Here is a 13084-nt window from a genome sequence, read left to right as displayed (position 1 = left end):
GCGCTCGGGCGCTCACGCGGTGATGAGCCCCAGCTGGTCGCCCTGCGCCGCGATCTCGTCGCTGCTGTAGCGGCGCTCGCCGTAGTAGGTGGGACGCGGCAGCAGGTCGGCGAGGTCGCCGACGATCTCCTCGGCGGCGAGCAGCTCGTCCTGGAGGTCGCGGTCGTCGAACGCGTCGGGACGCGGGCCCGTGCGCTCCTCCCAGCGCCGCAGCGCCTCGTCCAGCGGGCCGCCCGCCGACCGCGGCGCGCCCGGCGCCCGCATCAGCAGGGCGCGCGCGGCGGTGAGCAGCTCGCAGGCCAGCATGGGGCGGAACGCCGCGACGGCGTCCTCCAACTGGCGGGCGCCCAGGGACGCGAAGCTGGCGTCCTCCTCGGTCCCGTGCGACAGGACGGCGGTCTCCAGGCCGACCGGTGCCGCGGCGGCGCGCAGGGCGCCGTGCGCCGATGCGGCGACGTACTCGAGGATCATCGTCCCCGACGCCCCCGCCGGACCGGCGGCGAGGAACGCGGGCAGGCGGGTGTAGGCGGGGTCGTTCAGTGTGCGCAGCCGCCCGAGGAGCAGCGGCGTGGTCTGCGCCAAGGCCAGCCGCACCGTGTCGAGCTTCAGTGCGAGGCCGGCGAGGTGGAAGCCGCCGTGGTGCACTGCCGCGGCGTCGTCGTCGCGGGCGGCCGTGACGATCAGGGGGTTCTCCTGGGCGGTGGCGGTGAGGGTCTCGACGGAACCGGCGAGGTCGCGCCAGGCGTCGACCAGGACGCCGTGGACCTGCGGGTAGGCGCGGTACCCGAACGGGTCCTGCACGCGCGCCGCAGCGGGGGCCGCGGCGGTGAGCCCTCTCAGCCAGTCGCCGACGGTCGCGACCCCGTCGGACGGCGCGGTGCGCCGCGCCGCCTCGGAGAACGCCTCGGTGTTGCCGTCGACGGCGGCGAAGGACAGCCCGGCGGTCACCGCGCCGGCGCGGATGAGCCGTTCGAGGTCCCAGGCGGCCAGCGCGGCGCGGCCGAGGGTGAGGGCGTTGCTGCTGATGAACGCGAGCGCGTCGGCGCCGTCGAACGCCGTGAGGGGCTGCCACGGGCGGGTCGCGGGGCGTTCGCCGATGAGGGTGAGCGCGGTCGCCGCGAGCCCGGTGAGGTCGCCGGTGCCGACGGAGCCGTGTGAGCGCACGGTGGGCAGGGCGTCGTCGTTGAGCATCCGCACCAGGGCCTGCGCGGTCGCCGCGGCGACGCCGGAGCCGCCCTGGGCGAGCTGGTTCGCGCGGACGAGCAGCATGGCGCGCACGGCGGCGGCGGGCAGCGGCCGCCCGGCGGCAGCGGCGTGACTGCGCAGCACGCGCAGGCCGTGGCCGCCGTCGTCGGCGGCGATCGCGACGGTGCGGTTGGCGCCGACGCCGGTGCCGCGCCCGTACACCGGGCTGCGCGCGGCGACCGCGGCGGCCTGCCGCGCCGCGGTGTCGATGCGGGCCAGGGCCTCACCGGTGTACCTGACCAGCGAGCCGCCTCTGGCGACGGCGACGACTTGGTCGCAGGTCAGAGCGGAACCGTCGAGTTGCAGCAAGGCGCACCCCCTCTTCATCAAGGTGATGATCGCAGTATGCCATCCTGCCGTCAGGCGGCAAAGAGGTTCCATTGAACGAAAACGAGACGGGAACGAGGCGGGCCCGAGGCGGGCCCGCACGACGCCGCGCCGCGGGTCCCGGCGCACGCCTGATGTCCGTCCGGGAGAATCGGGCCATGGCTGAGCCCTCCACCCGCGCCGTCGAGCGCGCACTCGAACTCCTCGCGGTCGTCTCCGATCAGGGGGAGACGACGCTCACCGAGTGCGCCCGCCGCAGCGGACTCGCCACGAGCACGGCGCTGCGGCTGCTGCGCACACTGGAGGCCACGGGGTTCGTCCGGCGCGACGACGCCGGGGTGTTCCGGCCGGGGGCCCGCCTCATCCAGCTCGGCGCGCAGGCGCTCAGCCGCGAGTCGCTGGTGGGCTTCGCCGAACCGTCGATGGACTTCCTCGCGCAGGAGACCGGCGAGTCCACCTACCTCAGCGTGCCGGGCCTCGACGACACCGCCCTGTACATCGCCCAGGCCGAGGGCAGCCACTCCATCCGGCACGTGAGCTGGGTGGGGCACGCCGTCCCCATGGGCGACTCCGCCGCGGGGAGGGCGCTGCGCGGCGAGCTCCCCGACAGCGGGTACGCGAGCGCCGGTTCGCTCACCGAGCCCGACGTCACGGCCGTCGCCGCGCCCATCGTCGCGCCGCAGGGGATCGTCGGCGCGCTGAGCCTCGTGGGCCCGGCGTACCGGATGGACCAGGAGCAGGTGCGCGGATTCGGCGAGCTGCTGCTGACCGAGACCGCGAAGATCGGCGTCCAACTGGGCCGCCCGGCGGACGGGGAGCCGGTAGGCGGAGATGACAGCGGACCGGACGGCGGCCCGGACGGCGCGCCGGGAAGTGCGGCGGACGGCTAGCGGTATTTCGCCAGGTCCGCTGGGCGGCCCTGGCGCAGTGCCGCAGCCGGACCGCACCGTGGGTCGAGGGAACAGCGCCAGGGACGCTCCGCTATCTCCCGCCTGCCCCCATGGCGGCCTTCAGTTCGTCCTCGATGGCGGGGGCGAGCGTCCGGGCGAAGGTCGCTGTGAAATGGGCGTTGTCCCAGTAGACGAGCACGTTGCCGATGACGGACGGGCACCGCCCGTCCTCGCACAGCAGGTCGTTGACGTCGACGAACGACACGTTGTCCGGCACGTCGCCCGACTCCGTCAGGTCCGCCAGCGGCGAGGTCCGCTCCAGTGACGGCGACGCGTGCCCGACACACCCCTCCGGGCCCTTCTCCGCGACGCACTCGGCGACGTCGAACCCGAACCGGGGCGTGTCGCGCACCCCCACGACGTCGATCCCCAGCGCGTCGAGCTCCCGCCAGCGGTCGACGTAGCCGTCGACCACCACCTCACCGCCGAACCCCGCCTCCTTGTCGATGCTGCTGGTGGTGGCGGTGCTGAACACCACGTCCGGGCCGAGGTCGGCGAGTTCGCGGAGGACGCCCTCGTTCCACTCGGCGCACGCCGGGTAGTCCTCGCCCTTGTAGGTCTGCGCGAGGTCGGTGAACAGGCAGGCGCCCTTGACGATGTTGACCACCCGCCAGCCGTGGTCCTCGCCCAGCTCCGCCAGCGCGGGCAACCAGTGCGCCGCGTGCGAGCCGCCCACCAGCGCCACCGTGCGCTCCGCTGAGGGGTCGCCGTACTCGCAGGTCAGCACCTCGCTGCCCGCGACGTTCTGGTTGCAGCCGTCGGGGTAGCTCTCGGGAACGTCGTCGGCCGCTTCCGCCGGGGCCGGGTAGACGGGCAGGTCGCGCAGGCCGCTCCCGCCGTTGCGCGCCGCGAGCGCGCCCGGGTAGTTCGCGGGGTCGGCGACGAACGCCTCGCGCTCGCGCTGCTCCGCGTCGAGCGCCGCGGACCAGCCGCCGGAGGCGACGAGCATCGGGGCGAGGCAGGCCGCTCCCACAGCGGCCGACCACATCGGGGTGGTGCGGGCCCGGGTCAGGCGCGGCACGCCGTCCTCCACCACCGCCTTGGTCGCCGCGGCGAGCGCGACGGACACGGCGAGGACGGCGGCCCCGCCGACCGGGCTGGCCGCCGTCCGATCGGTGACCGCCAGGTAGCAGACGAGGACCGGCCAGTGCCACAGGTACAGCGCGTAGGAGATGCCGCCGACGTAGAGCAGCGGGCGCAGTGTCAGCAGCCGGTCGGCGCCGAAGCGGCTGCCGGTGCCGCCCGCGACGACGATCGCGCCCGCGGCGAGCGTCGGCCACAGCGCCGCGTAGCCGGGGAACACGGTGGAGACCTGGAGCAGCAGCCCGCACAGGACGAGCGCCGCCAGCCCGCCCCACCCCAGCGCGATGCGGGCCACCCGGGGCGGGTTCAGGTGCGGCAGTGCCAGGACGAGCAGCCCGCCGAGGGCGAACTCCCACAGGCGCGCCCCAGTGTCGAAGTAGGCCCACCGCTGGTCGGCGCCCGTGATGTACACGGAGTACGCCAGTGAGGCCGCGAAGACCAGCACCAGGGCCGCCGCGACGGCCTTGCGCACGGGGAGGCGGCGCCGCGCGGCCGCCCACGCCGCCGCGGCGACCAGCAGGGGCCACACGATGTAGAACTGCCCCTGGATCGACAGCGACCAGAAGTGCTGGACGGGGCTCGCCGCGACGTCCTGGGCGAGGTAGTCGACCGCGTTGAAGGCGAGCCGGTAATTCTCGTGGTAGAGCGCCGCCGCGACGGCCTCGCCGATGGTGTCGCGCCACCGGTCCTTGGGCAGGAACAGGGCCGTCGCGGCGAGCACACCGAGCAGGACCACCCCTGCCGCCGGGGAGAGCCGCCGGAGCAGGCGCGACCAGAAGGCGAGCAGGCCCACCCCTCCGTCGCGCTCCACGGCGCGCACCAGGGAACCCGTGATCAGGAACCCGGTGAGCAGCAGGAACACATCGACGCCGCCGGACACCCTGCCGAGCCAGACGTGGTACACGGCCACCAGGAGCACGGCGACGGCGCGCAGCCCCTGGATCTCCGGCCGGTACCCGCTCTTGGCACCGGGCGCGGTCGGTGGGCTCTGCACGGCTGCCGCCTTCACGGGTCTGCGGGAGGGCTTCGGTGCGGGGGCCGGGGTCCCGAACCGGGGCCCTCCGCGCCGGGCCATGCTTCCCTGCGCCCGTTGCGCGCCGGAATGGAGCGCACCAACCCCGGTTGAACTGCGGGCCACACCCTGGTGCCGGGGCGCCGCCGGACGCCGAGGCGGACGTTCGGCGCGAATACCGCCCATTGGGGGTTTCCCGGGCATCCACCGTGGTTAGTTTGATTCCGTGATCGCCCCCCGAGACCACGGTCTGTCCCCGTTGCAGTTCCCCGCCGACATCCGCGGCCGGCTGGTCGAGGTCGACCGGCTGAGGGAGGTCTGGGCGGCGCGGCGGCGGCGCAGAACCGATGACGAGCGGGCCGAGGACCAGCGCCGCGGCTTCCGCCGCCACATCGTCGAACTGCGGGCCGCAGCGGGCCTTGGCGCGGTCCCGGCGCCCGCCGCGCGGCGGGCGGTGTGGAGCCTGGCCGACCTCGGCCCCGGCGACTCCGCCCTGCGCGAGCGCCTGCGCGCCGAGGAGGACGCGCTCGCGGCCATGGCGGCGGACTGCCGCGCGGGACAGGTCCTCGACGCGGCGTACCTCACCCGCCTCGCCGCGTCCATTCCCGATTTCGGCGCGGCCGGTCCGCGCGGTGTCGGGGACCTCGCCGCCGACACCGCCGTGGAGACGCATCCGCTCATCCGGGCGGCGCACCTGCATGTGAAGTGCGCGGAGGTACTGGCGGCAGCAGGGCCCCCAGCCGACGTGTCCGACGGGTCCGGTGACTCCGGCGGGGCGGGCGGCGTCCCCGCGCGCCTGCGGCCGCTGCCGTGGGCACTGGGGTCGCTGGCGCTCATCCGGTCCGACTACGCGCCGCTGATCATGGACCACCGCCTGGCCCACCGGCACGCCGCGGCGCTGCACCTCGGCGACGCCCGCCTGCGGCTTGGCGCCGTCGTGCGGCTGTTCACCGACCTCCAGACCGCGGCGCTGCGCGCCGACGTGAGCGCGTCGGCGGCGGCGCACAAGCCCGTCCAGGGCGGCAGCACGGCCCTAGCGGGCGCCGTGCACCGCGCGATCGGGGACCGGCTCCGCCGCGCGGCCGACTCGACCGCGCTCGTGCTCCGCACGCTCGACGGCTCCGCCCGCGCGTCGGTGCGCGCCGGCACCGCCGACGACGGCGACACCCGTGAGCGGTCCGACGACGCGGCCGAGCGGGCCCTGTTCCACCGGGGCCCCGGCTGCTGGTGGGCGAGCCTCGAACTCGCGGTCAGCGACGCGGCGCTGCGGGTGCTGGTCGCGGTGCAGGACGTGGGCAGCGCCGTGACCGGGGTCCTCGCCGTGACCGCCGACGCGCGCCTGACCACGCGGGAGGGGGTCGGCGACGCGCTCGACCTCGCCAGCACCGAATGCGTCACCCTGGTCCCCACAGACAGTGCGGGCGAGCGGTGGCCCGCGATCGAGGTTTTCGTCGACGACGTGCTGGCCCGCGCGATCGAACGCCTGACCAAGGCCATGGCCTGACCGGCCGGCGGCGCCTCAGCCGCCGCTGAGCGACACCAGGACGAGCAGCAGCAGCAGGATGATGATCGCGATCAGCACGGCCGGCACGACCCAGCCCTGCGACAGCAGGGGGTCCTCCTGCTGGGCGGGCTTTGGCGGCTGCTGTGGGCCCATGGTGTGCTGCGGCCCGCCGAACCCCGGCCCGAACGTGGTGTTGGGCCCCGCCATCGGGGGGCGCTGCGCCCCGGGCCCGGGGCCCATGGGGTTGTGCATGCCCTGCGGGTTCTGCGGCGCCATGGGGCGCTGCTGCGGGAGGGGGGTGTTGAACCCGCCGTGCTGCTGCGGCCCGGTCATCGGGCGGTTCATGCCCGTGGGCGGCTGCTGCGGGAACGGGGTCTGCGGGCCGCTGTGCGGCGGGAACGCGCCGTAGGGCGCGTTCGGTCCGCTCTGCGGGCCGGACTCCGCCGCGCGCTGCTCGCCCTCGCGCTTGATCTCGTCGGTCGAGGCCGGGCTCTCGTGGCCGAGCAGGCGCATCAGCAGCTGCTGGGCGCTGGGCCGCCGATTGGGGTCCTTGTTCAGGCACTCCTCGATGATGGGGCGCAGCGGGCCCGTGATGGCCCCGATGTCGGGCGGCGCGCTGACCACCCGGTGCACGACCGCGGGGACACTGTCGGAGCCGAACGGGGCGTTGCCGGTGGAGGCGAACGCCATGACGCAGCCCCAGGCGAAGATGTCGGCGCGGTCGGTGATGCCGGAGCCCTCGATCTGCTCCGGCGACATGTACGACGGGGTGCCGACGATGGAGTTGGTCATGGTGGCGGTGCCGTCGTCGACGCGGGCGATCCCGAAGTCGATGACCCGCGGGCCGTCGGGGCCCAGCAGGACGTTGCCCGGCTTGAAGTCGCGGTGCACGATACCGGCCTGGTGGATGGCCACCAGCGCGGTCGCGGTCGACACGGCCAGCCGCTGGAGGGACGCGCCCTTGCGGGGGCCCTCGGCGGCGACGGCCTCCTGGAGCGACATGCCGGGGACGTACTCGCTGACGACGTAGGGCGGGTCGGCGTCGAGGTTCGCCTCGTGGATCGCCGAGGTGCAGAACGACGCGACCTTCTGGGCGGCGCGCACCTCCTTCTCGAACCGCTTGCGGAGGTCGTTATCGGCCGCCCAGGTGTCGTTCAGCACCTTGATGGCGTATTCGTCGCCCTCGCCGTCGCGACCGAGGAAGACGATGCCCTGACCGCCCTTGCCCAGACGTCCGACAACGCTGTAGGCGCCGAACGAGGCGGGATCGTTCGGCAACAGCGGTTGGGAACCGGGCATCGAGTTTTCCTCCAGGCAAAGGGGCCGTGTACGGCGTCAGGGCACGACCGGTCGGGAACTCAGCGGATCGACGCCGTACGCCACAGCAAGATACACAGTGACGTATTCGGTTAGAGCGATCAAACCGGCCAAACGTTCCAAGGGATGGCCCGGTTCGGTACGGAGTTCGCTGATGCCCACACCACGTGCGCGCAGCGACTCCTCGGCGGCCGTCATCGTACCCGCCATAGCGCCGGACCCGCCGGAATCGCCGGAAACGCTGGGCTCGTCCGAATCGCCGGGGTCGCCGGGCCCGCCGGGGTCGCGCAGCAGCACCGCGCGCATGCGGGCCGCGCCTTCGGGCTCCGGGTCGTCGAAGATCGAGCGGGGGGCGCCGTCGCCGCCGAACGGCCCCTCGGCGGTGGGCGCCTGCCAGGCGAGGTCGCCGGGCACCTCCCCGGCGAGCGCGGGGTAGCGCGCCTGCGCGCCGAGGGTCGCGGCGAACCTGCGCGCCGCAACGGCCGCGATCGGGGTGCCGCCCCAGATCAGCGGCAGCGCCCCGGCGAGGTCGAGGGTGACCGACTTGGCGGGGTCGATCCAGGGCTCCGCCGCCGGCCGGCACTGGTGGGCGACGTCTTCGAGGCGCGCGGCCGCCGCCTCGAACACCTCGGCGGGGACGGCGGTGATCCCTGCCGTCCGGCCCACGGCGGTGAGGACGGCCGCGAGCGGCCCCCACAGCGCGGGGCCGATGTCGGCGGCGACGGCCCCGGCGGCGTGCAGCGGGATGTAGGGCGCCCTGGCCTGCTCGGCGATCGGCGCGAGCGGTCCGCCGGGTGCGCCGATTCCCAGGAACCGGCACCCGCGCCGCACCGCCTCGGCCGCCGCGCGCGCCACCGGATCGGCGTTTTGGCCGGATGTGGCCGCGACGGCGATGACGAGATCGTGTCCGGCGACCCAGCCGGGCAGCCGGTGGTCGCGGACTGCGACGAGGGGGACGGGGCAGCCGTTGCCGAACACGGCGGCCGGCGCCTCGCCGACCGGCGCGTCCGCGGCGACCACGACGATGGAGCGGGGCCGGCCGTCGGCGGTGAGCGCGCCCAGGTCGGCTTCGAGCGCGGCGGAGCGGGCCGACCGCAGCCGGGCCGCACCCGACGCGGTCGCGCGCAGCGCCTCAAGGGCGGCGGGGTCGCCGCCCTCGGCGAGCCCGCCGAGGCGGTGCTCCTCGAACACCAATGGCATGGGCCGGCCTAGGACGGCTCGATGGTCCTGGCCTCATCGACCAGCAGCACCGGGATGCCGTCGCGGATGGGGTAGGCAAGCCCGCTCTCGTCGCACACCAGTTCGCCGGCCTCTTCGTCCAGGCGGAGCGGGGCGTTGCTCTTCGGGCAGGCCAGGATCTCCAGCAGCCAGTCGTCGATCGTGGTGCTCATGGTTCGTGCTTCCTCGCCGGTGGTCGGTCGTGATCAGTCGTTGTCGGTGGGTCGGCAGGGCGGTCGGTCGGGAGAGCCAGTAGGTCGGCAGTGCGGTGGGCCGGTCAGGCCCGGACGATTTCGAGGACTTCGTCGCGCAGCGCCGCCATCAGCGCGGGGTCGCGCGCCTCGCAGTTGAGGCGGAGCAGCGGCTCGGTGTTGGAGGCCCGCAGGTTGAACCAGCTCCCGTCGGGCAGCGACACCGTGAGCCCGTCGACGTGGTCGACTGAGGCGCCGTCGCGCCCGGCGAAGGCCGCCTCGACGGCGGCGGCCCGCGCGGCCTGGTCAGCGACCTCGGAGTTGATCTCGCCCGATGCGGCGTAGCGGTCGTACTCGGCGGTGATGGCCGACAGGGGCGCGTCCTGGGCGCCGAGCACGCGCAGCACGTGCATGGCGGCCAGCATGCCGGTGTCGGCCCGCCAGAAGTCGCGGAAGTAGTAGTGGGCGGAGTGCTCACCGCCGAACACCGCACCGGTACGCGCCATCTCCGCCTTGATGAAGGAGTGCCCGACACGGGTGCGCACCGGGGTGCCGCCGTGTTCGCGGACGACCTCGGGCACGGCGAGCGAGGTGATGAGGTTGTGGATGATGGTCGACCCGGGGTGCTTCGCGAGTTCCTGCACCGCCACCAGCGCCGTGATGGCGGAGGGCGACACGGGCTCGCCGCGCTCGTCGACGACGAAGCAGCGGTCGGCGTCGCCGTCGAACGCCAGGCCGATGTCGGCGCCCTCGGCGCGCACCTTCGCCTGGAGGTCGACGATGTTGGCCGGGTCGAGCGGGTTCGCCGGGTGGTTCGGGAACGTGCCGTCGAGCGCGAAGTAGAGCGGGACGATCTCCAGCGGCAGGGGCCCCAGCAGGTCCTTGCCGAGCACCGCGGGGACGGTGTGGCCGCCCATGCCGTTGCCGGCGTCGACAACGACCTTCAGCGGGCGTCCGCCGCTGAGGTCGACCAGGGAGCGCAGGTGCGCGGCGTAGTCGGCGAGGAGGTCGCGCTCGGTGACGGTGCCCGCGGGCCCGCTCGGCGCGGGCAGGCCCTGCTCGGCGAGGCGGCGGATGTCGTCGAGCCCGGTGTCGGAACTGATGGGCGCGGCCCCGGCGCGGCACAGCTTGATGCCGTTGTACTGGGCCGGGTTGTGGCTCGCCGTGAACATCGCGCCAGGGATGTCGAGCACGCCCGACGCGTAGTAGAGCAGGTCGGTGGAGCCCAGCCCTGCGGCGACGACGTCGACGCCCCTGCTGGTGACACCCTCGGCGAACGCCGCGGCGAGCTCCGGCGACGACGGCCGCATGTCGTGGGCGACCACGATGGTCGGCCCGCCGACCACCTCGGCGAAGGCGGCGCCGATGGCGCGCGCGATACCGGCGTCGAGGGTGTCGGGGATGAGGCCGCGAATGTCGTACGCCTTGAAGATCTGTGCGAGGTCGCCCAACTGTCGTCGCTCCGCGGGATTCGTTGTGGGATCGGTGCTGCGGGCCGCCGGAGCCCGCGGTCTTCCAACCTATAAGACCGGCGGGCGCCATGGCAGCAGCCTCGGCAAGCGCCCCCCTGGCGGGATGTCGCCGGTGTCGGGCAGACTGCGCGGTGCTCTCCCCCGCACCGCCCCGACCACACCCGAATCCGAGGGGATTTCCCGCCGTGTTCACCCGACTCGTCACCGACTCGCGCGGCAGGCAGAGCGGCCTGCTCGCCATCCTGCTCGGCCTCGCGGCCTCCATGCTGGCCCTCACCGTGCACCTGCTCGTCGGTTCGCTGTCGGGCGGCTCCACCGGCGAACCGTCCGATTTCGGCTGGTTCGCCTACACACCGGCCGACGTCATCGTCGAGGGCGGGGGCGCGGCGCAGACGGGGGTCGACGAGTACACGCCGGAGGACTCGGGGAACGACTCGGGGAACACCGCGGCGCCCATGGTCGCCGTCCAGGGGAGCGGCTACGGCAGCGGGGGCTCCGGCCTCGCGGTGTGGGCGTTCGGCACCGCGCTGGTGCTGGGCTGGCTGTACCTGCGCGCCCGCGCGAACCGCTCGTTCGACCTCCGGTTCATCGCGCTGGCGCTGCTGCTGTGGTCGGTGTGCTGGCCGAGCAGCCTGCTGCTCCCCTCCTGGGGCCAGTCGGGCCTGCTCCCGTCCTGGCTGGTCGTCCTGGTCGCGGTCCCGCTGGCAATGAGCGTGGTGCGGCGCGACGCGGCGGCGACCGCCGGCCCCGCACCGGGTCCCCCACCCGCACCGCCCTCCGGCGGAGCGCCGGACGGAAACGGCGGCACGGGCGGCACCGGCGGCGGCGAGGACAGTAGTGGCGACGGAGCGACCGACGAAGGCGGCGGGCCGCAGCAGGCCTGAGCGGCTGTCGGGGTGCCGGTCCGGCCTGAGCAGCTGTTGGGGCGCCGGTCTGGTCGGGACCGACCAGACCGGCGCCCCATCAGTCATCAAGCCGACGACCAGCCCTCACGAGTAGAGAGCCCACTGTGGTCATCCCCCCTGTCACCGACGTTCGCGGCCGCCCCAACGGGATGCTCGCCCTCCTGCTCACGCTCATCACCGCGATGTTCGTGTTCGCGGTCTACCTGACGTTCGGCGGTGTGCCGTGCGAGCAGTACACGCTCACCGAGATCACGTCGGAGTCGGCCGAGACCGAGCTGCCGTCGCCGGCTCCGGTCCCGGAAGAGCTCCTCGACTCCGGGGCGCCGGTGCCAGAGGAGCTCCTCGGCTCGGGGGCGCCGGTTCCGGAGGACCTCCGCTCCGAGGTGACGGTGCCGCCGGCTCCCGAGGCGACCCCGCCGGCCGAGGGGGACACCGACGACGCGCTGATCGCCCCGGCCCCCTGCGTCGGCTCGGCGTCCACGGGCCGGGGCCTGTGGGCGGCGGGCAGCGGGATCGTGCTGATCTGGATGTACCGGCGGATCCGCAACGGCCGCGCCATGGACGTCCCCGCTGTGCTCCTCGCCGCGATCCTGCTCACTGCGGTGTGGCTGCTCGCCTGGCCGAGCGCCGGGGCCGCCGAGGCTGCGGTGTGCGGCGGCCCGGTCGTCGACCCGTCGGGCGCGTGTCCGGAGACGCAGGGACGGCTGACGCGGGTGCTGTTCCTGATGCTGTTCGCCGTGCCGCTGGCGATGGGGGTCGTCCGCCGCGACGTCCTCGCCGCGATCGGAGCCCGGCCCGACGGCCCGGGCGGCCTCGCAGCGGCCGACGGCCCCGCGCCGACCGGCCCCCCGGGCCCGCAGGGCGGCGACCGCAGCGAGGCCGGGCAACACGGCGGAGAAACGGGCGGAGACAAGGGCGGAGGCGCGGGCGGGAGCAGGGACGCGGGACGAAACGGCGACGGCGCCCCGGACCAGGGCGACGACGGCGACGACGGCGGAGCAGCCGGGGCCGCGGACCAAGGCGGGGACGACGGCGGACGGCGCCCCTGATCGGACGCCCGCGCGCACCGGCGCACGGCCGGATCGCAGGCGGGCACACGTGCCGAATCGCGCAGGTGTCCGAATCCGGGGGCGTTCTGGCAGAATCCCGCATGTGTCCCTACCCCAGTCACCTCCCCCGTCCATGCCCCCGCACATCCCCCACGCGCATTCCTCCGCTCCCTCCACACAGGACCTCAGGCCGCGGCGCCTCTGGTACTGGGTGGGCGCCGTCGTCCTCGCGGTCGGCCTCACCGCCGGGGTCGCACTGATCGCGCTCGGCGCCAACTCCGCCAAGCCCACCCCCGACTTCGCCGCGCAGGTCGACGGCAGCGGCACGGCCACCTTCGAGGTCGGCGCGGGCGAGGACGGGCAATGGGCCCTGTTCACCACCGACGTCAACACCTGGGACTGCACCCACACCACCCCCTCGGGCAAGGTCGGCGTGCTCGAACGCGAAGGGTCCTACGAGACCGACGACGGCGTGTGGATCCTCAACGGCTACCTCGACACCACCGAGCCCGGGGAGCACACCTACAGCTGCGCCGGCGGCTCCCAGATCCGCCATGGGATCGCAGGCGGCGACGTGGTGAAGGGCGCCGAGACCCGGCGGGTCGCGATGGTCTCCATCGGGCTCGGCCTCGCCGCGGCCGGTATCGTCGCGGCGCTGGTGATCGTGGTCGTCACGGCCCTCCGCCGCCGTGGGAACGCCCGGCGGCCGGCCCGGTAGGCGCCCGGCGCCGCATGCCGCGAACCCCCGGAGGCCGCGCGTCCGGGGGTTCGCCTCGTTTCGGGGGCGCGGCCGCAGCGGACGCGCAAGGGG

The 13084-nt window shown here is 74.6% G+C and carries 11 protein-coding genes; 5 read left to right on the top strand and 6 right to left on the bottom strand.

The genetic code is table 11. The features are described from left to right. Nucleotides 1-12: 12 nt before the first annotated feature. Nucleotides 13-1572: an aromatic amino acid lyase gene (locus CLV63_RS14300; RefSeq protein ID WP_170134224.1), complete on the bottom strand. Its 1560-nt coding sequence runs from the start codon at nucleotides 1570-1572 to the stop codon at nucleotides 13-15. A gap of 158 nt (nucleotides 1573-1730) precedes the next feature. Here CLV63_RS14300 and CLV63_RS14295 point away from each other — a divergent pair, with 158 nt between their 5' ends. Further along, nucleotides 1731-2462, top strand: coding sequence for an IclR family transcriptional regulator (locus CLV63_RS14295; RefSeq protein ID WP_106583499.1), 732 nt, complete (start codon nucleotides 1731-1733; stop codon nucleotides 2460-2462). A 91-nt stretch (nucleotides 2463-2553) separates the two neighbouring features. On the opposite strand, the gene CLV63_RS14290 is transcribed toward CLV63_RS14295, so the two are convergent. Next, nucleotides 2554-4680, bottom strand: a complete 2127-nt coding sequence (locus CLV63_RS14290; protein WP_106583498.1) for an acyltransferase family protein — start codon at nucleotides 4678-4680, stop codon at nucleotides 2554-2556. Between the two features lie 163 nt (nucleotides 4681-4843). On the opposite strand from CLV63_RS14290, the gene CLV63_RS14285 reads away from it, so the two are divergent. Then, nucleotides 4844-6121, top strand: coding sequence for a hypothetical protein (locus CLV63_RS14285; protein ID WP_146165565.1), 1278 nt, complete (start codon nucleotides 4844-4846; stop codon nucleotides 6119-6121). Between the two features lie 15 nt (nucleotides 6122-6136). Here CLV63_RS14285 and CLV63_RS14280 read toward each other — a convergent pair whose 3' ends face one another. From CLV63_RS14280 to CLV63_RS14265, 4 genes are all read right to left on the bottom strand, one after another. After that, a complete protein-coding gene (locus CLV63_RS14280) occupies nucleotides 6137-7420 on the bottom strand; it encodes a serine/threonine-protein kinase (protein ID WP_106583496.1) in 1284 nt (427 codons plus the stop codon). Nucleotides 7421-7456: 36 nt separating this feature from the next. After that, nucleotides 7457-8638 carry an SIS domain-containing protein gene (locus tag CLV63_RS14275; RefSeq protein WP_106583495.1) on the bottom strand — a complete coding sequence of 394 codons (1182 nt, stop codon included), beginning with the start codon at nucleotides 8636-8638 and terminating at the stop codon, nucleotides 7457-7459. A gap of 8 nt (nucleotides 8639-8646) precedes the next feature. Continuing rightward, the gene (locus CLV63_RS14270; protein WP_106583494.1) at nucleotides 8647-8829 is read right to left on the bottom strand and encodes a Trm112 family protein; all 183 of its coding nucleotides are present in this window, start codon (nucleotides 8827-8829) and stop codon (nucleotides 8647-8649) included. Between the two features lie 104 nt (nucleotides 8830-8933). Continuing rightward, on the bottom strand, nucleotides 8934-10298 hold the full coding sequence (locus tag CLV63_RS14265; RefSeq protein ID WP_106583493.1) for a phosphomannomutase/phosphoglucomutase: 1365 nt from the start codon (nucleotides 10296-10298) through the stop codon (nucleotides 8934-8936). Nucleotides 10299-10504: 206 nt separating this feature from the next. On the opposite strand from CLV63_RS14265, the gene CLV63_RS14260 reads away from it, so the two are divergent. From CLV63_RS14260 to CLV63_RS14250, 3 genes are all read left to right on the top strand, one after another. Further along, the gene (locus CLV63_RS14260; protein ID WP_106583492.1) at nucleotides 10505-11203 is read left to right on the top strand and encodes a hypothetical protein; all 699 of its coding nucleotides are present in this window, start codon (nucleotides 10505-10507) and stop codon (nucleotides 11201-11203) included. Between the two features lie 125 nt (nucleotides 11204-11328). Then, a complete protein-coding gene (locus CLV63_RS14255) occupies nucleotides 11329-12273 on the top strand; it encodes a hypothetical protein (protein WP_106583491.1) in 945 nt (314 codons plus the stop codon). Between the two features lie 103 nt (nucleotides 12274-12376). Beyond that, entirely contained in the window at nucleotides 12377-12991 is a 615-nt protein-coding gene (locus tag CLV63_RS14250; RefSeq protein ID WP_146165564.1) for a hypothetical protein, read from the top strand. Nucleotides 12992-13084: the final 93 nt, after the last annotated feature.

The organism is Murinocardiopsis flavida (assembly GCF_003014485.1).
Taxonomy (GTDB): Bacteria; Actinomycetota; Actinomycetes; order Streptosporangiales; family Streptosporangiaceae; genus Murinocardiopsis; species Murinocardiopsis flavida.
This window is presented reverse-complemented; position numbering and strand designations above follow the sequence as displayed.